Below are 21774 nucleotides of genomic sequence, written 5' to 3'. Positions count from 1 at the left end.
ATGGTCATGCCCATGGTTTCAATGGAGATGGATGACGAGCAGAAGATGGACGCCGTCATGCCGATCCCGATGAAGGACAAGCCGGACTATCCCTATGGTCTGCGCATCTGCCTTTGCAGTGACGAGCTCGACAAGCTCAATCTCGATCCCTCCGACGCTTTTGTCGGCGGTATCATTCACGGTCACTTTCTCGGACGGATCACCAGCGTCAGCGCTTCGGATGGCGAATATGGTTCATCCTGCCGTGTGGAGATCCAGATCGAATCGATGTCGATCGAAAGCGAAGACGAAGAGAACGAAGAAGCCTGAGGCTCTTTCCCTCCTTTAAGGTCACAATCATGAAATTGCTGCGTCTTGCGGCTGCCATCCTCGCGATGGTGGCGTTCCCGTGCTTCGCCCTTGCTCAGCAGGCAATCCTTCAGGGTGGACCTTGGACACCCGGTCATGCTCCGATGTATGTCGGGGCAGGCTCTTCGCAGCCGATTGTCCAGGATAGTGGGCCGGCCGGCGGCGGTCCAGCTGGCGTAGGGCTGAGCGAACTCGGGCTTGCCGCGCGCGGGACCGGCACGCCCCCATTTTCCGGCACTGGCACGGGCCCATTCGGCACGAACCTCTGCGACTATGACGCGCCGACAACGAACGCCACTGGCTATCATTTCCTCTGCTTCAGCCCCAACGCTCAAGGTGGCGGCGGTCTGATCGCCTATGGTGCGGCTGGGTCGGCAGCAGTGCAGCCGTTGAATATGAACATCAACGGCACCCTTTATACCTTCCCCTTTGTTATCGGTGGGATCGTCGGGCCGAACACCAGCACAGTCAACGACCTGGCTTGCTGGAACAATACGGCTGGCACGCTTCTGAAGGATTGCGGCGCCCCGATCTTCCCGTCATCCTCGATAACGTTTTCACAAACTGGCCCGTCGGCCGTTCCTCGTACGGTGAACGCCGAGCTACTCGAGGAATTCAAGGTCACCCAATTTGGAGCTGACCCGACGGGCGTTGCCGACAGCGCGCCGGCTTTTCGCGCCGCCATGGCGAGCAATCGCTTAATTATCGTGCCTCAGGGTACGTATCGTTTCGCGTCGACTGTTACCGCGCCGTGCTGTGCGTTCAACGCGCCCGCCGTGCTGGTGCAAAATTTATCCAACTTCAAAATGACGGGCCCCGGCGCGACCATCGTCATTGATCCGGCGATTGCGCTCAGCACCGCATTTCATTTCGACCAGGACAGGAATTTTGAGGTTAGCGGCCTTACAATCCAAGGAACGCGTTCGGCGCTAAATCCCGGTGACGAAAACGTCGCCATAGGATTTTCCAGCGATGTGAATTTTCATGTTCATGATCTCCATTTCACCGGAAATTTCGGCGGCCAAGGTGCCGGATTTGCCGGTGATTGGCTGGTCAATGGCAAGATTGATCACGTTGTGATGGACGCGGTTGGGCAGTGTTCTGACTTTGCTTATCTGCGAAATTTCACTTTGAGCGATTGGACAGCGAACGGTGCTGACACAAACGGCGTAAGCGGTTCTGGCCAAGTCGGTAACAAATGCGTGTCGTTTGTCACAGACACACCGAACATTGCGAATAATCATACCGGCATAACCTATAATGCCAGCGACAATATCAGCGTGCACAATATGTCGGTTTCCAATTTCGGAACCGGCGCGCTTATAGCGACAGGCACGCATTATACTTTTTCGCAAAATAATTGGTCCAATAATCCTGGCCTTTCTCCCTCGATACCGGGGATTGGCGTGTTCATCGATTACGTCGTGGGTGGCAATTTTCCATCCGTTGGATTTCCGCCGAGCGAGATCAGTATCAACGGCGATAAGTTCGTAGGAAACGGTGGCGCTCAAGCCGGTTCGGCGGTCTTCATTTCGCAGAATGCGATCGCAAATAGCGATGTCATCGCCAATATCAACATTCAAAACTCGCTTTTTGATAACAATGCGGCAACTGCAATCGACGCCGATGGCTCCACCCACCTCTCGAATTTGATCCTAACTGGCAATTCATTTTCCGGAGCTGCACAAGTAAATACTATCGGTACTTCTGCGCGTGCTGCTGCCACAGCATACAACGACCGCGGCCTGAATTTCTCGTCCAACGGCTTCATTCTCCCAAACAATACGACATTGCAATGGGCGGATGGCAGCGGCTCATTCCATCCGACAATAGGTGTGAGCCCGGCAAATATTTTGTTTGCGCGACCTGCCTCGAGCGCTGCATTTGGGCAACTACAGGACTTTGCCGGCAACCCGCTGCTCCAATGGGGCGATACCGGTGTGTCCCTTGGGGCGACTGGTGCACCCATCCAGTATAAAGGGGTGGAAGCTGACACGACCTATAGCTTTCAATCGCCAACGAACGGCTTTTCCATATCGGTTGGGGTTGGGATAGGTTCACTGATCTTATCGCCATCCGGGACTCTAGCCGGCGGGACGGTAACTCTTCCGGCTGGTCAAACAGACGGGCAGATTTTTCGGTTGGCCTGCACCCAGACTGTCACCGCCCTTACGATCGCTGTGACGGGTGGCGACACAATCACAGGCCCCACATCGTCCACCTGCTCAAATAGCCAAGGTCGGTCTTGGATATTCTCGGCGGCCCATGGTCTAGCCTGGATTGAATTGTACTAAATCGGGAGAGCCACATGACCTCCTCGACGGATATCGTCAATCAGGCCATCCAACTGATCGGCAACAATCAGACCCCAGTCACTGGGACGGCGCCGAACTTCGACAACTCCCCGTCCGGCAAAGCTGCGGCCGCACTCTATGCGCCATGCGTCCAGACCGTCGGCCGTCAATTCGGATGGGACTTCGCGCGGAATACCGTCGCGCTTGCGCTGAGCGGCAACCCGGCACCCTTTCCGTGGGCCTTCGAGTATGTCTACCCCGCGAACGGCGTGCAGATCTGGCAACTGCTGCCGCCTTCTTTGGATGACCCGAACAACCCGCTCCCGATCACTTGGGTGGTCGCGAATGCTGTCGTTTCTGGTGCGCAGAAGCGTGTAATTCATACCGATCTCGCCTCCGCCTCCGCCGTCTACAACAACAATCCAAGCGAAAACTCTTGGGATGCGTTGTTCCGCGAAGCCGTCGTTCGTCTCCTTGCGAGCGAAATGGCCATGGCGCTCGCCGGGCGGCCCGAGACATCGCAGGGCTTGCTCGAGAGTGGCGGCGCATTCGAGTCCGCCGGCGAGGGGAGAGATAGCTAATGGTTACCTCCGTCAAGTCGCCGGCCGACGTCGTCAATCTGGCGCTCGTCCGCATCGGATACAAGCTCCGAATCGGGAACCTGTACGACGGTTCCGCAGCTTCCAAGAAGGCACTCGACATCTATTCGCAGACCCGCGATGAAGTCCTTCGCCAGAATGATTGGGGGTTCGCAGAGCGCAACGTCAGCCTGACCCTCCTGAAACAGGCGCCGGAGGGCGGATATTTCCCGCCGGTGACATGGAGCTCGGATTTTCCGCCGCCGCCGTGGGTGTTTGAATATGCCTATCCCTCGGATTGCCTCAAGGTTCGGGCCGTGAAGCCCGTGCCCATGTTCACGATGACATTCGATCCCCAGCCGCACGTCTATTCGGTCGAGAACGACCAATCCCTGACGCCGGCCGCCAAAGTCATCCTCTGCAATATCCCGAACGCCATCCTCACCTATACGGGCCAAGTCACCGATCCCGCTGATTGGGAAGCTGACTTTGTGGAAGTTCTCGCGAGCGCTCTGGGACGCAGGCTCGCACCCGTCCTGACCGGTCTCGATGCCGCCAAGCTGGAGGCGTCGGACGAAAGCGCCTCCATGATCATCGCCGAGCAAGAACAGGGATAAGCACCCAATGGCCTATCTGCCGCAAGATGTCGCGAACCAGGCACTGGACGCGGCAGGGATAGACTTTACCCTCGGCGACCTCGAAGAGGGCACACGTCCGGCTCAAGTCACGCTTCGCGCCTATGGCCAGTGCTTGCGCCAGCTTCTGCGCGCGGCCAATTGGTCCTTCGCTCGCAAGACGACGGATCTCGTTCTTCTCGCAGATGCCACGGGCAACACTCCCGACGTCGGGACGAAGGTTCCTGTTCCGTGGGTCTATGAATACGAGTACCCGATCGACTGCATGAAGGCCCGCTTCATCCCGTGGAATCCGGCCTCGCAGATATCCGCTCCCCCTCCCGAAAATATACAGATCCCTGGCACTCCGCTGATGACCGGTCTCGGCACATTCCCGCTCACAGGCCAGCGCATCCGTCCGGCACGCTTCCAGATTGCGACGGATTACAATTATCCACCGCAGTCCGGTCAGATCTTTTGGGAAACGCAGGGCGTCAGCCCTGACGGCCGCACCGTCATTCTCACGAACGTCCAGAACGCGCAGCTCGTCTATACCGCTCTCATGCTCTACCCGAGCGTCTGGGACCCGCTCTTCCGATCGGCTTTCGTCGCCTATCTAGCGAGCGAGATCGCGTTTCCGTTGGCGAAAGACAAGAAGTTCGGTTTGACGGTTCGCGCCCAACAGATCGCCATCGTTAAACAGAAGATCACCGAGGCGCGTCTCACCGACGGCAACGAATCTACCTCGTCCTCCGATATCGCTGTCGATTGGATGCGCACGCGCAACGTAGGCGGCGGCGCCGGCTGGCATGGCCCCGACAATGCCGGATGGGGAGGTGGCGGCTTTAGCGGTGGCTGGGACGGTCTGATGCTGGCTGATGGAGCCACCTTCTAAACATGGCAACCTCAGTCATTCAGTCGAGCTTCACCACTGGTGAGGTCTCCCCGAGCCTGTTCGGACATGTCGACCTTGCGCGAACGCATTCCGGCGCGTCAACGATGCGGAACATGTTTGTCGGCTACCGCGGCGGCTCCTATTCGCGCGCCGGTACAGCGTTCGTCGGCTTCTCCAAGCAGACAGGCCGCGCATTTCCTCCCCGCCTGATCCCTTTCCAGTTCAATATCAACCAGGGCTTGGCTCTGGAATTCGGCAACTTCTACATGCGCGTCATATCGAATGGCGCCTATGTTGTCGAGCCGTCCAAAGCCATCGTGGGAATAACGCAGGCGAGCCCCGCAGTCCTGACGGTTGCGTCTGTGGGATATGCCACGGGCGATTGGGTCTCCTTGTCAGGCATCGGTGGGATGACGCAGCTCAACGGCGATATCGTTGTTCTGACCGAACTGAATGCTACGACGTTTGCTCTGAGCGATGCATACGGCAATCCCATCGACACGACTGCAGCCCCGGCTTTCACCGGCGGTGGCGCAGCAGCGCGCATCTTCACTTTGGCGACGATCTACTCGGAAGCCGACCTTGAATATCTGAAGTTCACGCAGTCGGCCGACGTCATGTCGCTATGCTGTGTCAATCAGCAGACACTCGTTGAATACCCGCCGCAAGAGCTGACACGCCTGGCGGATGATAATTGGACGCTGACCGCTCTCGATACCAGCCCGAATATCTCCCCACCTTCAGGCACGCCCACGATAACGATCGTCGGCGGCGACGGAACCAATACCTTCTACGAATATGTCGTCACAGCCATTAGCCCCGAAGACGGTTCGGAAAGTATCGCTTCGAACATTGGAACACTTGGCCCTGTAGGAGATATCGCCACATCTGCCGGGAGCGTGACGATCACTTATAGCTATGTGCCGAGCGTCACGGAATACAACGTCTACAAAGCCTCGCCGCGCTTTGGGGATTTCCCGCCCCTTGGTTCGCTGTTTGGTTTTGCCGGCCGCTCCTTCGGCCTTTCTTTTACCGACAGCAATATCCTGCCGGACTTCACGCAAGTTCCGCCGACCCACAAGAATCCGTTCGCCCGCGGGCAGATCATTGGCTTGAATCTCACCAGTGGGGGATCTGGTTATGATGCGGCCGGCGCCGTCATCAATACGACTACCGGTTCCGGCGCCATTATCGAGACGATCACTCAAGGCGGCGTGGTCACGGGCTTTATCGTCGTTCAGGCTGGTGAAGGCTACCTTCCGACCGACACGGTGACGATCGTTCCCAACACCACGGGATCGGGCGCTACGGCCACCCTGATCGTCGGCCCCGAGACCGGGACGTTTCCCGCAGTCGTCGCCTATTTTCAGGAGAGGCGCGTCTACGCTTATACGCTGAACCAGCCCGACACTTATTTCATGTCTCAACCGGGATCGTTCCGCAATTTCGACTCCCGTATCCCGACGATCCCGAATGATGCCATCATCGGAACGCCTTGGTCCGTGGAAGTGAACGGCATTCAGTTCATGATAAGTATGCCGGGCGGCCTCGTCGTCCTGACCGGCCTTTCTGCCTGGCAGTTGACGGGCGCTGGCGGCAGTTCGCTCAATCCGCAGCCCATCACGCCATCGAACCAGCAGGCGCAGCCACAGGCATATAACGGTTGCTCTGCGACCGTCCCGCCGATCAAGATCGACTATGACGTGATCTATGTGCAGGCAAAGGGTTCGATCTACCGCGACCTTTCCTATAACTTCTTCACGAATATCTATACCGGTGAAGACCTTACGCAGAACTCGTCACAGCTATTCACGGGCTTCACGATCCGAGAGCATGCTTGGTGCGAAGAGCCCTATAAGATCCTGTGGTCTGTTCGGAATGACGGCGTTCTTCTCAGCCTGACCTATAACAAGCCGCAGGAAGTCGCCGGCTGGTCGCGCCATGATACCTACGGCCTCTATAAGACCGTGTGCTCGGTTACGGAGCCCCCTGTCGACGCGCTCTATGTCGGGGTCCAGAGATTTATCGCCGGCAAGACCGCATACATGATCGAGCGGATGAATGATCGCATCTGGAACGCGATCGAGGATACATGGTGCGTGGATTGCGGCCTGTCACTGACGCAGCCAACGCCGAACGCCACTTTGACGAGCTCGTCAGCAACGGGACTCGGTGCCATCTCTGGCGTGACTGGTCTCATCGGCGGCGAGGGTTATTCCCCCGCCACTGTCGCGACGGTCGTCGATGATGATGGCAACGGCCCAGGCTCTGGCGCTGTGGTCAATCTCACGATCACCAACGGTGTGATCGTGGGGGCGGCAGTTGCCAGTGCAGGATCTGGGTACGTCTACCCCGCCTTGGTCATCTCCGACCCGGCGAATAGCGGCTCCGGCGCTTCGGCAACATTGCTGCTCGACAATAGCGCGACGTTCACGGCAAGCGCCGGAATCTTCTCTTCGGGCAATGTCGGCAACGTTATTCGCATAGGCGGCGGCATTGCGACGATCAAAACCTTTGTGAGTGCCACGCAGGTCGTCGCCGATATTTCGACGCCGATCACGGTTTTGCTTCCAAATAGCAATGGGCAGATTCAACCGCAGACCGCGGGCAATTGGACGCTGACCGCACCCACCACTACCCTCGGCGGGTTGACGCATCTCGCCGGCGCTACCGTGACGGGGATCGCAGATGGCAATGTCATCCCGCCGACAGTCGTTCCGGCGAATGGCATCGTGACGCTTCCCGAGGCCGCCACGTCGGCGACGGTAGGGCTTGGATATCAGGCACAGTTGCAAAGCCTCTATCTTGACGTCGGGCAGCCGACGGTCCAGGGCCAGCGAAAGAAGATCGGCGATGTAACCGCGAGGGTTGAAGCGTCACAGGGAATGGTGATCGGCTCCAATCAACCGGATGGCTCGACACAAAGCCCGGCGCGGATCGCGACAACATGGTCACAGATGGCTGATGTCATTCCGCCGCCAAGCGCGCCGAAGAGGCCTTACAACAGTACCACAAAACCTCTCTTTACCGGAGATATTCGCATCCCGGTCAGTGGCGGTTTCCAGACACCAGGACAGGTTGCTATCCAACAGGATTTTCCGTTACCTATGAATGTCTTAGCGTTCATTCCTGAAGTATTGGGTGGAGATACGCCGGAGACGCAAGCAGCGCCACGCCAAAGACAGGGAGGCCGCTGATGCCGGTATTCTCGATCGAGGAAGCGAAGCCATATCATTGTGGCCAGATGGTCCGCATCCTGAGAACAGAGCATCAGCAGGCCATCGCGCGGGTTCAACTCGGCACTCACCGGCAGATGCGAGGATGCTTCGATGCGTCCTGTTTCCGCAAGGCGTGGATGATCGAAGGTCGTCTGGCCGGTCTCGGCGGGATCATCGGTACCGTGGCTTCGCCGACTGGCTTTGTCTGGCTGGCGCTTTCCAATGAAGCGCTCCGCTACCCGGTTGCCATCGTCAAGGAAGCGCGAAAGCAGCTTGCCGAAATCATGGTCGTAAAGCGAGAGCTGGCGACCACGATCATTGAAGGCGACGAGGCCGCAAAGAGGCTTGCAATTTTCCTTGGCTTTCACGTCGCGGACGATGGCCCGGGCGCCCCGGCGAACTCGAAGAAAGATCGCCAAGTCCTGATGCGGCACATGGAAAATCGTCAAGACATCAGAGTGCCCGTCGGGAATGGATTCGCAATTGCCATGGGCTATCATCATGAGGAAGCCGCTTAAATGTGCTTGGCCACACTAGGAATTGTCGGCGCCGCGACGTCGGCCGTCGGATCGGTTTTCGGCGGCATAGCTTCAGCGAACCAGGCCAACTATCAGGCCGAAGTCGCAAAGAACAACGCAAAGATTGCCGAGCAGAACGCCACACAAGCGACCGAGGCTGGAGAAGCCCAGGCGCAGGCCGAAAGCGAAAAGGGTGCGCAAGTCGCCGGCGGCATCATCGCGGCGCAGGCGGCCAACGGTATCGACGTGAACAGTGGTTCCGCGGTGGATGTCCAGCAGTCGCAGCGCGAAGAGAGCAAGCTCGACACCAACACCGTTATGCACAACGCCGAACTATCGGCCTATGGCTATCGGACGCAATCCACCAATTACCAGGCGCAGGCCGAGCTCGACAAGACGCAGGCCGCCGAGGCTCCGATCGCCGCGGCAATTGGCGCGACCGGCTCATTTCTCAGCAATGCTTCAAGCATCAGTTCCAAGTGGACTGGCGCGCAGGCGAGTTCATAATCCATGGCTGAAGTTCCATATCAGGGTGGTATTCCCGAGGTCGCGCCGCAGGTTCAGGCCCCGGATGACTATCAGCACATCCAGACCAATGCGGGCCAGTTCGGTGGCGACATCGCGCAGGGGCTGCAGCAGTTCGGCCAGGGCGCGCTCAAGGCTTCCATTTTCTATGGGCAGGCTGCTGCTGACAATGCGGCGAACAATTATCAGGATACGGTCAATAAGCTCCTCCACGGCGATCCTAATAAGATGGTCCCGGGCCAAGATGGGCAGATGGTGCCCGATACCGGCTTTCTAGGGACGAAAGGCCGCGCGGCGCTGGATCAGCGACCGGCCGTATCGAGCGCACTCGACGAGGCTCTTGCCAACACCCGCAAGACGCTGACCACGCCAGAGCAACAGCTCCAGTTCGATAACTTCTCGCGCCGGTATCGCGCCATGGCGATCGGTCAGATCGGGGAGCATTCGGACCAGCAGGCGAACGCTTGGTACGGTCAGGTCAATAAGGATACTGAGACGCTTGCGATCGGGCATATCGCGGCCAATGCCGACAACCCGACTCTTGTCGCAAATGGAACGTCTGATCTCATCAACGCCCGCGTGAAGAATGCAGAATTGCAGGGCGCGACGAAAGGCGATCCCGTCTGGAATGCCGCGGTAGAGGGCGGCAAGCGCGATGCACTCGTTGCCCAGGTCAATTCGATCGGCGTGAAAGACCCGGCTAAAGCACTTGGTATCCTTGATCAGAACAAGGAAACCGCCGGAATTCTGTATGACAACGTCGCCAACTCCTTGCGTGCTCGAGCTGATCAGCAGATTGGCCAGCAGGCCGGCGCGAAGGCGATCGAGGGCGCGCACCAGGCCGCGACGACTACCGGCGGCGCAACGCCCGCAAGCAAACTCTTTTCGGGCATCGAGGGGCAATATGGCCTGCCGGCTGGCTTCCTGGGAAAGACGATGCAGATCGAGAGCGGCGGGCGAAATCTCGGCGCGAATAGCGCCGGCGCGCGTGGCTACTTCCAATTCGTCCCGTCCACCGCCGCGCACATGGGCGTCAACCCAAATGACTTGCAATCTTCCGCTGATGGGGCCGCTCGGCTCGCCGTAGAGAATGGCAAACAGCTTCGCCTTGGTCTTGGCCGCGATCCTACTGGAGCGGACTTGTACCTTGCTCACCAGCAGGGCGCGGGCGGCGCGACGAAACTCCTCAACAATCCGAACGCCAACGCTGCTAGCCTCGTCGGCACCAATGCCATCATTCAGAACGGTGGCCGTGAGGATATGACCGCGGCTCAGTTCACGCAGATGTGGGCGGACAAATACAATGGGGTCAAGGGCGCCACCCACGTCGTACCAGGCGCTTCGCCGCAAGGTACCGCGCTTCCCAACATGGGCGTGACGCCGACGGCGGCCCCCGATGTCTCCACCGTTCAGCTCTTGGCGTTGTCCGGCGTCACTCCGCTGCCTGGGGCGCCGACTGGCACGGCCGCCGATCAGGCGCCGCAACTCCCGGCCGCAACATCGTCGGCAGCCCAGCAGCCTATTCAGCCGTTGTCGCTGAAAGCTGATGCGTACCAGACGGTCATGGATAACAAGGACCTGTCGCCGGAGGCGCGCGCCCACGCTCTGACCTATATCAATCAGACCTTGGCCGCCCAGCAGATCGCTCAGGAGGCTGACGAACGCGCGAAGAAAGCCCAGAACGATCACGCCGCAGATCAGTATGTCCAGCAGATGCAGGCCGGAAATTACAACGGCATTGTCCAGAACATCGCGCAAGATCCGACTCTTGATTGGCGCACGCGTGATGCTCTCCATCAGATGGCGCTCAAAGGCAGCGGCAGTGACGTGCAGGAAGCCACGCAGAGTTATGGCCCCGGGTTCTGGAGTGCATTCAAGCAGGTAACCGCGCCGGTCGGTGACCCGAACCGCATCAGCGATCCGGTGCAGCTCATGCAGCGCGCCGGTCCAGGCGGCGATCTTACGCTATCTGGCGTTAGCGAGCTGACGCGTACGCTCCAGATGGGGCAGAAGAGCGTTGACGATCAGGCGGTCAATACCTCTCGCGCGTCATTCATCAACTACGCAAAGAGCCGCCTTTCATTCGAAGACGATACGGGCCCGATCAAGATCCGCGACCCAAAGGGCGAGGCGATCTTTAATAGCCAGTTCGTCCCGAAGTTCATGGCTTCCTATGATGCCTGGACAAAGCAAGGGAAAGACCCGTGGCAATTTCTGACGAAAGACAACATCGATAAAATGATCGATGGCATGCGCAGTCCGACGCAGATGGCGCAGGATAAAATCGCCGCGACCGATCAGTCATCCGGCGGCGCCAACGAGCAACCGAACGCTCCGATCCCCGCGGCGCCTGCCAATGTCAACCCGCAGGCTTGGACACAGATCATCGGGACGCCGCCGGCGGCGCAGGACGGAACACCATTCCCGCGACCAGCATGGGCGGCTGCCGTCAATCTGCTCCTCACAAATCCGACGCCCGAGAATATCCAGATGTTCAACAATTCGAAGTTCGGCAAGGCCGGATACGAAGGGTCTGAAATCATAAAGCAGTTGCACACCGACGCGGGCGAGAAGCCGCCACCCGTCAAGGTCCTATCGAAGGAGGATCGTCAAAATGGTGCAATTCTACATAACAGCATAGGTCACGTTCGCTAATGGCAGATAGCCTTGATGATGGCACGTCCGTAAACCCGTTCGATCAGATCGGGGGGAATGAGAGCGGCGGCCAGCCAGATCCCAGCAGCACGGCGTCGAGCAATCCGTTTGATGCCATCGGGCCTGACACGCACGAAGCCTCGAGCATTATGGGCTCGTTTGCCCGTGCGGCTGAACGCGGGATTGCCCCGGCTCTTGGCAGCCTTCCCGCCGTTGGCGCCGGTGCGGAAGTTGGCGGCGGCGCCGGTGCTGCGATCGGTAGCGCGGTCCCGGTCCTCGGTACGGCCGCCGGCGCTGTTGTTGGCGGTATCGTTGGTGGCGCAGTCGGTGGCATTGGCGGCGCGTCCGCTATTTCGGCTGCGCAGGATTGGGCACTTTCCAAGCTTCCCGAATCCTGGCGCGAGGCCATCGGCCAAGACGACCGCCAGCAGAAGCTAGATCAGGAACAGCACCCGGTTGCGTCCTTCCTCGGCGGCATTGCTCCCTATGCACTTACGATGCGCCCAGGCGGATTCGCGCGCGGCGCAATCCCGGAGAACTCGACCGCCCTGCAACGCATCCTCGCCAACCCGATGACGGCCCGTGTATTCGGCGGCGCTGCCATGGGCGGTATGGAAATCGGCAATGAAAAGGTTGAGGGCGGCGATCTCGATTGGCGCAAGATCGCTGTGGCGACCGGTTTCGGGCTCGTCTTCAATCAGCCGACAAGACTTGGCGAGGCACTGACTGGCTTAGGCGCGCGTCCTGTCCTTTCCGCGATCGGACCTCGTCTTGAAGCGCCGGCAGCCGCGGAGCCAGTCGAGCAGAGCGGCCCCACGGTTGCGCAAGCCGCAGATACGAAGGTCATGGGACCCGGCATCACCGAAGATGTTTTCCACGGCGTCCATGATCAGGACCCGGCCGCCGCGATGACTGCGCAGGATACCGCGCGCACGGAACAATCCGTCATCGGCGAACAGCCGGAGGCGGATCTGCATTCGCTCGCCCGTCGTATCGATCCCGACACCTTCGCACGGTACGACCAGCTATCACAGCAGCGCGAGGAATTCCGGAACTGGATTGCCGAATATAACAATCCGCCGCAGGAAGAGTTTGACGCCCTTCAGACCAGGCAGCAGGAATTGCAGGCTCAGCTTGATGCCCACGTTGAAAGCCAGAACGGCTACAGCGGCGGCGCCGAGGCCCGCAGATTGCGCGCGCAGATCAGGGACACCCAATCGCAGTACCAGGCGCTGCAAGATCGTCAGCAAGCCTTTGCCGAGGGTAGGGCACAGGAAACGCCTGACCTGCAGATGGCACGGCAACATATGTTGGCCGTCGATTATGAAATGCGCGATCTCGCTCCTCAGGTTTCCGCAGCATATCGCCGTGCTGCTGAATATGCCGGGCAGGGGATTGAGCCTGAAGTGGCTCAGCCGGAAGAAGCCGCTGCGCAGCCTGCCGCAGAGCCGGCCGTGACGCCTGAAGCGGAAGCACCGGCTGTAAATCCAGAGACGGCCGCCACGACACCGACGACGGAGCTTCCAGCGTCCACGCCGCGCCCCGTGGAAGAGCAGGTTGCCTACATCGCCAATGACATCGCTCAGAAGCTCGTGAAGGCCGGTCGACCTGTCGAAGAGGCGGAAGCCGCAGGGCAGTTGCTCGCCTCCCGCTATCAGACCCGTGCCGATCGCTTCGGCGGGGCGCTTGGCACGCCGGAAGAGCTTTATAATACCGAAGGTCCAGAAGTCCGCCAGGGACGCCAGACGAAGGCGCCGAAGGAATTGGAGCTTGCGCAGCGCGCCCGCGGCAAGATCAATATCAAGGAAGACGCCAAGCCCGTCATCACTTTGATGCGCGATGCCAACGCCTCGACCTTCATCCATGAAACGGGCCACCAATGGCTTGAGGAGCTGATGCGGGACGACCGTCACGAGTTGGCACCGACCGATCTCAAGACCGACGCACAGACGGTGCGCTCGTGGCTTGGCGTCGATGATGCCGAGGGAATTAAAACCCGACAACATGAGAAATTCGCCCGTGGTTTCGAGCAGTATATGCGCGAGGGCGTTGCCCCGTCGCCGAAACTCGCTTCCGTATTCGCTAAGTTCAAGAACTGGCTGACGCAGCTCTATGACACATTGCGCGGGCTCGGAAAGCCGATCAACGAAGATATTCGAAATGTCTTCGATCGGCTTATTGCGACGGAACCGCAGAGGACGGTATTTGCGCCGGAGCGGGCCGCTCAGCCGTCGCTTGCTGATATCCATGAGGCAGACGCAGCAGAGATTGAGCCGCACGAAGCTGATGCTGCAATTGACCGTATCAATTCCGAAAAACAGCTTTATATTACCCAGCAGCCGCCAGAGATTATCAATGAACTCGAAAACGCCCTCAGATCAGCCAGCACAGAAGCCGCAGCTAACGGTTCAGCAGAAGCTGGACCGAGCGAAGACGGATTACGGTCAGTGGACGAAGGTGGCGGCGGACCCGACACTCTCGCCGCAGGCGGCCCAAGTGGCGAGGAACATGGCCCGCTCATCCCGCGCGGAAATGAGGCTGGGGGAAAAGGCGCTGGCGTTCCAGGATGGAGCGGAACCGCCACAGGGTCAGCAGGAAACGCCGTATCTGGATCCGAACAGCGATCCGTACCTCGCAAACCTGTTGGGTCTGAACTTGCGCCCTCTCCAACAACCCTCTTCGGACCAGACCAATCCCCCTTCCTCGACAAAGCCGGGAACATCCGAGTAGAAAACCTCACCACGAGTGAAGATGTCGCTCGAGCTATCCGGGATGCAGCCGACAAGAACGACGATTTCATAGGCGATCGTCGTGGCGTGGTGACTGACGGTCAGGTCATGGACTTGGCCGATGCGCTGGGTATGGATTTCGAGCAGCTTCAGCGCCGCAGCATCGGCCAGGCGTTCAACGCCGAACAGATTGTCGCTGCCCGCAAGCTTCTCGTGCAATCCGCGACCGACGTTTCCGCCGCCATGAAGAAGGCAGCCACGGGCACCGATGAGGATGTCATGGCCTATGCGCTGGCCAAGGATCGCCATCAGATGATCCAGGGGCAGGTTGCCGGCATCACTGCGGAAGCTGGCCGCGCGCTCCGCGCCTTTCGGAATATCGCCGGACAGGACGAGGCCGCTGGCGTCGACGCTTTCCTCAAGACTGCAACGGGCAAGACGCTCTTCCAGTTGCGCCAGGAGGCCAAGCTCGGCGCGCAACTCGACACGCCGGCCAAGGTGTCCAAATTCATGCGGGATGCTCAGAAGCGTTCCTTCGGCCGCATGGTGCTGGAATATTGGATCAATGGTCTGATTTCAGGCCCGGCGACCCACACCACGTACATGGTCGGCAATACGATCCTTGCACTCGAGAAAGCTGGACCCGAGACGATCGCGGCCGCTACGCTCGGCGCCATTCGTCGTCAGTTTGGCCGGGAAGGGGAAACGGTACGCCTTGGTGAAGTCGGTGCTCAGCTTAAAGGGCTCGTCTCTGGCACGCCGGCGGCGATCAAAGCCTCTATCGAGTCGTTGAAGACGGGCGTCACGACCCTCCTTCCTGGTGAAGATCTTCGGAAGCTTCCGCCCGGCGCCAAGCAAGCGTTTCAGAATTTCGCTCAAGGGCAAAAGCCTGACACATTGCCATTCCAGCCCGGCAGTGAGCTTGTCCAGCCGGCAATGATGGATGAGGCCGCGACCTTCGGCGACGCGATGGCTTCTGCCTTTGGCCTCGTGCGGGGCATTCGAGACGGCATCATTTCCGGCGGCGCGCTCCTGAAAGCAGGCGGCATCGAAGGCTCTCCGCTCTTGGGGCTTCATTACAGCCCGCTCGGGTATACGCCTGATCTCGCCGTCCGTGGTGTTCCGGTGCTTCCGGTCGGTTCGGCCATCCGTTTGCCTGGTCGCTTCATCGCGGCGATCCACTCCCTTTTCCGTTCCATGAACTACAGCATGGAATTGAACGCCCGCGCGTATCGTATGGCGTCCAGCGAAGGACTGAGCGGCACGAACTTTGACGCTCGCGTAGCCGATATTCGGCAAAACCCGCCGGCCGACATGATGGAGGGCGCACGAAAGGAAGCCACGCAGCTTACCCTCATGGGACATGGCAGCGAGCTCGTCCGTGCGGTCAGCCGCGTGACCAACACGGAAGTCTTTGGCTTCCCGCTGCTGAAATTCATTGACCCGTTCGTGCACATCGCCGGCAACGTCATCGATCAGTCGATTATCCAGCGGACGCCGGTCGGAATTCTTGCGCCTGAAATTCGCGCGGATCTCACGGGCAAGAATGGAACCATCGCGCAGGATCGGGCGCAGGCTCGTATGCTCGTCGGGACCGCGCTCTCTATCGGCTTCGGTAGCCTGGCGGCGGAAGGTCTGATTAGCGGCTCCGGCCCGACCGATCCCAAAGAATCGGCTATGTGGCGCTTGGCGGGCAACCAGGCGCATTCCGTCCGGATCGGGAATATCTGGTACGACACGCATCGTCTTGGCCCCATGGGCATGCTGATGGGCGTCTCGGCCGACATGTACGAAGTAGCGCACGCCGCTGGACAGGCGGACATGCTGCAGGCCGCCGCTCGTCTTCAGCACGCGTTCACCCAGAACGTCTTGGATGAATCCTTCATGCGCGGGCCGGCCGAGCTGATGCAGGCCGTGGAAGATCCTGGCCGCTATGGCGAGGCATATATCCGCAACTTCCTGTCGTCATTCGTCCCATATTCAGTGGGCATTTCACAGGTGAACCGCGCGATCGATCCCTACACCCGCCAGTCGCGCACGGTGATGGATGCGATCAAGGCAAAAATCCCCGGCCTATCGGAGACGCTTTATCCTCGTCGGGATATTTGGGGCGAGCCCATGCCGAACCGTGACGCCGCGATCGGAAAGGGCATAACCGCGATCTACGAGACCCAGGTCAGTAACGATCCTGTCAATCAGACGATGTTGAAGCTTGGGATTTATCCGTCACAGCCGGAGCGTCGCATCAGGAACGTTCCGTTGACAGACGGCGAATATGACGACTTCACGCGCATCGCCGGCCGCATGACCAAAATGCGCCTCGATGCCATCGTGAAGTCGCCTGACTATCGGCAGTGGCCAGACACCACGCGGCGGGACGTCGTCACGGAAGTCATCAATCAGTCGCGGGAAGCGGCGCGCGGTATGATGCTCATGAAATATCCGCAGATCGTCCACGACGCCACTCAAGCGCGGCTCGCAAAATTACGTGGCGAAGGGCGTTGATTTGAGGCGCGGGAGGGGCCTGCTCGTCTGGCTTATTTGTCGATCAATGCAAGAAGATGCTTCAATGGCCCCATTCCTCGCGGAGCTTCGACAAGACCATGCGACAGCAGCTTGTGCAGGTCGTTGGCGATCTCGGCACGAGTCATTACGTTTTTGCTTATCAGCAAGTCGCATAGTCTCGCCATAATGGCGGTCTGAGTTGCCATCATGGCAGCCAGATCCTGATCCGAAATTTTAATGCGGTTTTCCGCCATCCTAAAAAACCCTGCTGAGAGGCGATCACGCTGCCCGATCGGCCGCATGGTCGGCCGTTCTCGATCGCCACATTTTGTCGAGGTCAAGACGTAGCAAGGACTCTGACAGACGGCAAGGATCATAGGCGAGCTTGATGGGGAGAGTTTTCCCCCAGCTAAGCGGCGAGACGCGATCGGCTTGGGCTCCGATGTCAAAGACTACCGGCGGGATCTTAAGTTTCAGCGCCATCGACAGGGCGTAGCAGAAGGTCTCAGGCCAGATGCTTGGGATGAGGACCATATCCGGTTTGAGTTCGGACAACTGAGCTAGGGCCTCTCCTTCGGTACGGTACTGGCCGGTGATCGAGATTCCACAGGATTGAAGCAGGTTGTCGTTATTGCTGTAGCCGACAAGCACATATTCGAGTTCGAGATTTCGGTTCCTGGCATCAACAGCAAGAGAAGCCAACACGTCGCTTCCCTTATGTGGCCCGATTGCACCGATGACGGCGACTCTGATCTTTCCATCACGCTGGCGCCGTTGAGCAATGGGGACATCGGGTAGATGGTCGGCGTGGGGAACGATACTGAAGGCAACCTTTGGGAATTCTGCCTCGAGAATGCGTTTCGCAGCATTGCTCGGGACTTCCACCACTGCAGCGTTTTCAAGGAATACGGTGTATGCAGCCAGTCTCTCATCGGGATCGGAGACGTCAGGGCTATCTCGACCGTCGATCATGGTAGACCAAGCGCGGCGCTCTGCAATGGTCGGCGCGTGCCTATAGATGTTGTCTGGCCGAAGCAGTTGATAATGGTGGCTGATCGAAGAATAGTCATGACAGACATACTTGTATCGCTTGCCGCTGCTTTGGATGAATTCCAGCAGCTTCTTGTGCCATTGCCAGTCTAGACCCGCGAAGCTGTTGACGTGGAATTCTTTTGGCGACATCGACTCGATCAGCTCTTTGATCACGCCTAATTCGGTTCTGAGATCTATATCGACCAGATTCGGAACGAAGAGCCCATAGTTGGTGTCGACAGTGATCTTATAGCCGCTGTGAACCTTGATTGTGACATGGGGTAGTTTCTGGTTGTCAAGCTCCCGGCGCTCATGATTGAGGTAGGTGTTAATGCCACCGCTCCATGCATGTGTCACGAACACGGTGGCACCCTTGAGCGCGGAAGAAAGCCTGGCTACGTCTAGCTGGCGGCGCATGTACCGTTCCGGATCGGCCATGACGTGGCTTCGCACCAGAGGCGAATAGTTTGGGTGCTTGCCTTCAAGAGCGCGCTGGCCTTTGTTGAAATTTTCTTCTTTTATGGCAGAGAAAGACACGGAGCCTGTGTGAAAAACGAAGACGTCGCCTGCTATGAGGTTCTTGTAGCCGTGGTTTAGAGCCCGCATGCAGAAGTCGTTTTCTTCGCCATAGCCGACTTTGAACGCGTCAGCGTCCAGCGCGCCAATCTTGTTGATGACGGCGCGGCTCATATAGAAGCAAAACCCGACACCGGTAGGGGTTTCAACGGCCAGACCCTTGTTGGCTTTCTTTGCGAACGCATCCAGCTCTTGGGGGCTGCATTCGAGCGAGAGGAAGTTGTCGCGGTCGACGACCGGATAACTGCAGATTGTCGCATTGTTCGAAAGAGGAGTGACTGTAGCGACGTTCGGATCGTTGGCATGGGCACTGAGCCGCTTAAACCATCCTGGGAAAACATAGGCGTCAGAATTGAGCAAAACGACGTCGAGATTATTGCTTAGTTCTTTGATCGCGTGGTTGCAGGTCTGAACAAATCCGCGGTTAATCACGCTCGCATGATAGTCGAAAAGGCCTCTATCAGAGAGCGCCTGTAATTCCTTATTGAGCTTTTCATCGGGGCCTTTGTCGTTGACAACGAGAAGACTGTATTCATCGTTTTGTCGTGAAACCAGCGCCTGATAAACGGAGGTCATCGTTTCCTCATATCCCTTATAGACGGGGATGATGACAACGGCCTTCGTCCTAGCGGAAAGTTTCGCCGCCGGAGCGTCTCGCCATTCCTCCGATGTGGGAGAGGTGGGGACAAACCAGTATTCGTCGCTGATCGCGTTCGCGGGCGTTCCAGCAACTTTCCCATTCTTGAGGAAATGAGAAAGAAGGAAAACGCGCGGGTCTAGATCCTGGTACTTGTGGCGATAAAAATACGGGTCGAAAAAAGGCGACGGAGGGCGATTTTCCTTCCAACCGTAAAGCAAGTAATGTGTAGCGCCATCGCTCGTTGCCCCGCGGACATCCGAATTGATATGCAAGTAATGGGCATTATCGAACTCTGAAGCCATCGCAGCCAGAACGTCAGCATAATCGGTGGTCGTCCCGATCATCTTGGAAAGCTCGATCGCAATGTCTTGTGACGGATTTCTCTTGTATTCGGCAGCTAGGATGGTGAATGCGCCCCAAACGTCGCCTCGTTCGCGGAGTGCCATTGCCCGTGCTAGTTCACTCTCCGGGACTTCCGTTGTACCTCCGGGGGATTTCCCCGCTGAGGGACGGGAACGATCTTTGAACAGGCCACGAATACGCACTTCAACCCTCGCGATAATTTTCGAATTAATTGCTACTTATCTTAAAGAGAATTTTTCAGGGAGTTACTAGCTACCTAACGAGTATTTTCGCAAGAGGGTAGAGTGGCAATTCATCATTTTCATCTCTGCGATGTCTTCAATACCACACCAGTGGGCCGCTAACGCAACCCATCCGTACCTTTTTGGATATGGACGAGTTGCCATCGCATCGTTTAAATACCGCCAAATTTTTCTTGGTTAGGTATTCACCAGATGCAAACTTCCGAGTTTTTATTCCCTAGTGATTTGAACGTGACGCCGGTCGATTTTAGGAAAGTGCTCTTTATCGGATCGTGCCTGTCCGAGGCATATTGCAAGCGGTTCGGCACGGAATTCCCCGGCGCCGCCTTCGATTTCATCCTATTTAATAATGCAGCGGAATTGCCTGAAAAATCGGCAGAAGACCTCAAGCAATATAGCTTTCAATACGTGCAACTACCGCTTCGCAGCATCCTAAGCGACGGTATCGTACGGATAGCCGACCCTACTGATCACGATTGGCTGCGGCACGGCCAGCAAATCATTGATATGATGTTGGAAAAGGCCCTCGCGTATAACGCCCAGACTGGCCTCCTAACGATAGTCTCAAACTTCATCGTGCCTCAGGGAGTGGGGGCCGCTGGCCTCGCGCATTTGAACGAGCCGGACGACATTACCTACGTGGTGCGAGAATTAAACAGGTATCTGACGGACAAAGTGAAAGCATACAGTAACGCGTTTGTTGCTGACGTCGACATGATCGCCAACTCAATCGGCAAAATGCATTTTCTTGACGATATTCTCTATTTCTACACGCACGGCTCGGTTGTGTATCCAGATTGGGCCGGACACGAGCGAATGCCTCACTGGACTGCTCCAGAGCCGGGGCGCATGGACCCTCTTCCCGATATCGAGGAAATGTATCCGAATCGATCGGAAGAATTTTTCCGGGCGGTTTTCCGTCAGATCGAGGCGATTTACCGCACTGCGCACCAGATGGACATGGTAAAGCTGGTTATCTTCGATCTCGACAATACGATGTGGCGTGGCCAATTGGTCGAGCACTATCAACCCGATCGACGAAAGCCATATGCAGATGGTTGGCCGATGGGTGTTTGGGAGGCGGTACACCACCTCAAGCGACGCGGCATCATGGTTTCGATCGCATCGAAAAATGACGAGGAGCTGGTCAAGGCTGGATGGGCGAACGCTGTTGATACAGGTTTCCTGAAATACGAGGACTTCATTGTCCCGAAGGTCAACTGGCTGCCGAAAGTTGAGAATATACGCGAGACCATGCAGCAGCTTTCGCTCACACCAAAGAGCGTCGTCTTTGTAGATGACAATCCGGTGGAGCGAGACTCTGTTCTTTCCCAGATCCCCGGAATACGGGTCATAGGTTCTAACCCGTTCCTGACACGACGGACGCTTCTATGGGCGCCGGAAACCAATATCGTGAAGCTTTCGAAAGAATCGGCCGGCCGAGAGAATATGCTCAAGGCACAGGTCGAACGCGAAGTCGCTAAGTCAAAGATGACGCGACAAGAGTTCCTAGCTGGTCTGAATACCCAGCTCGATATCTGGACCGTTTCGGATACCGACCATTCGTCTTTCGGACGCGCCTATGAACTGGTCAACAAGACGAACCAGTTCAACACGACAGGCGTGAGATGGTCCTTCGAGGATTTCAAGAGCTTCTTTGGAGAAGGAGGTAAGGTGTTCTCCTTCAGCGTCAAGGACAAGTTCACGGAATATGGAACAGTTGGACTCGTCTTCGTGAAGGGTGCCGAAATTCAGCAGTATGTGATGAGTTGTCGGGTCCTTGGAATGGAAATTGAAAATACCGTTCTCGCCACCGTGATCGACTTTATAATGAGCCAAACTGGCGCGACAAAAATTACCGCGCAGTTCCGAGAGACTGAGGCTAATACGCCTTGCCGCAAGATGTACCCGGATTTTGGATTTGAGCCAACTGACGGTGGTTATGTCTTTTCATCTGGACTTGAGGGAGGCAAAACTACCCACGTCACCGTCAACATGTTAGGCGCCTCCTAATGTCAGTTGAAGTGATCGGCGTTGAAGAA

Annotated in this window: 13 protein-coding genes; 11 read left to right on the top strand and 2 right to left on the bottom strand. The window is 57.8% G+C overall.

What is annotated here, in order from left to right:
- The 10 genes from gp10 to FHT86_RS10440 are packed head-to-tail and all read left to right on the top strand — an operon-like array spanning nucleotide 1 to nucleotide 16879.
- Complete coding sequence (gene gp10 / locus FHT86_RS10485; RefSeq protein WP_183868620.1) at nucleotides 1-309, top strand: capsid staple protein; 309 nt, start codon at nucleotides 1-3, stop codon at nucleotides 307-309.
- 29 nt (nucleotides 310-338) lie between these two features.
- The gene (locus FHT86_RS10480; RefSeq protein ID WP_183868618.1) at nucleotides 339-2642 is read left to right on the top strand and encodes a glycosyl hydrolase family 28-related protein; all 2304 of its coding nucleotides are present in this window, start codon (nucleotides 339-341) and stop codon (nucleotides 2640-2642) included.
- 14 nt (nucleotides 2643-2656) lie between these two features.
- Nucleotides 2657-3223: a hypothetical protein gene (locus FHT86_RS10475; protein WP_183868616.1), complete on the top strand. Its 567-nt coding sequence runs from the start codon at nucleotides 2657-2659 to the stop codon at nucleotides 3221-3223.
- Nucleotides 3223-3837 (top strand): hypothetical protein, encoded by a 615-nt coding sequence (locus FHT86_RS10470; protein WP_183868614.1) that lies wholly within the window; start codon nucleotides 3223-3225, stop codon nucleotides 3835-3837. The genes FHT86_RS10475 and FHT86_RS10470 overlap by 1 nt, the downstream gene beginning before the upstream one ends.
- Nucleotides 3838-3844: 7 nt before the next feature.
- A complete protein-coding gene (locus tag FHT86_RS10465) occupies nucleotides 3845-4729 on the top strand; it encodes a hypothetical protein (RefSeq protein WP_183868613.1) in 885 nt (294 codons plus the stop codon).
- Between the two features lie 2 nt (nucleotides 4730-4731).
- Nucleotides 4732-7926, top strand: a complete 3195-nt coding sequence (locus FHT86_RS10460; protein WP_183868611.1) for a hypothetical protein — start codon at nucleotides 4732-4734, stop codon at nucleotides 7924-7926.
- Nucleotides 7926-8465 carry a hypothetical protein gene (locus tag FHT86_RS10455; RefSeq protein WP_183868609.1) on the top strand — a complete coding sequence of 180 codons (540 nt, stop codon included), beginning with the start codon at nucleotides 7926-7928 and terminating at the stop codon, nucleotides 8463-8465. Before FHT86_RS10460 ends, FHT86_RS10455 begins: the two co-directional genes overlap by 1 nt.
- Nucleotides 8466-8972 carry a hypothetical protein gene (locus FHT86_RS10450; protein WP_183868607.1) on the top strand — a complete coding sequence of 169 codons (507 nt, stop codon included), beginning with the start codon at nucleotides 8466-8468 and terminating at the stop codon, nucleotides 8970-8972.
- 3 nt (nucleotides 8973-8975) lie between these two features.
- Entirely contained in the window at nucleotides 8976-11645 is a 2670-nt protein-coding gene (locus FHT86_RS10445) for a hypothetical protein (RefSeq protein WP_183868605.1), read from the top strand.
- Nucleotides 11645-16879 (top strand): hypothetical protein, encoded by a 5235-nt coding sequence (locus FHT86_RS10440; protein WP_183868785.1) that lies wholly within the window; start codon nucleotides 11645-11647, stop codon nucleotides 16877-16879. The genes FHT86_RS10445 and FHT86_RS10440 overlap by 1 nt, the downstream gene beginning before the upstream one ends.
- Nucleotides 16880-16911: 32 nt before the next feature.
- On the opposite strand, the gene FHT86_RS10435 is transcribed toward FHT86_RS10440, so the two are convergent.
- Together FHT86_RS10435 and FHT86_RS10430 are read right to left on the bottom strand one after the other, a co-directional pair.
- A complete protein-coding gene (locus FHT86_RS10435; RefSeq protein WP_183868603.1) occupies nucleotides 16912-17133 on the bottom strand; it encodes a hypothetical protein in 222 nt (73 codons plus the stop codon).
- Nucleotides 17134-17158: 25 nt separating this feature from the next.
- The gene (locus tag FHT86_RS10430) at nucleotides 17159-19573 is read right to left on the bottom strand and encodes a glycosyltransferase (protein ID WP_183868601.1); all 2415 of its coding nucleotides are present in this window, start codon (nucleotides 19571-19573) and stop codon (nucleotides 17159-17161) included.
- 351 nt (nucleotides 19574-19924) lie between these two features.
- Between FHT86_RS10430 and FHT86_RS10425 the strand changes: the two genes are divergently transcribed.
- Nucleotides 19925-21745 (top strand): HAD-IIIC family phosphatase, encoded by a 1821-nt coding sequence (locus FHT86_RS10425; RefSeq protein WP_183868599.1) that lies wholly within the window; start codon nucleotides 19925-19927, stop codon nucleotides 21743-21745.
- Nucleotides 21746-21774: the final 29 nt, after the last annotated feature.

Origin of the sequence: Rhizobium sp. BK313 (assembly GCF_014193655.1) — a bacterium.
In the GTDB taxonomy this organism is placed as follows: Bacteria; Pseudomonadota; Alphaproteobacteria; order Rhizobiales; family Rhizobiaceae; genus Rhizobium.
Note: the sequence above shows the minus strand (reverse complement) of the source record. Positions and strands in the feature narration are given on the sequence as shown.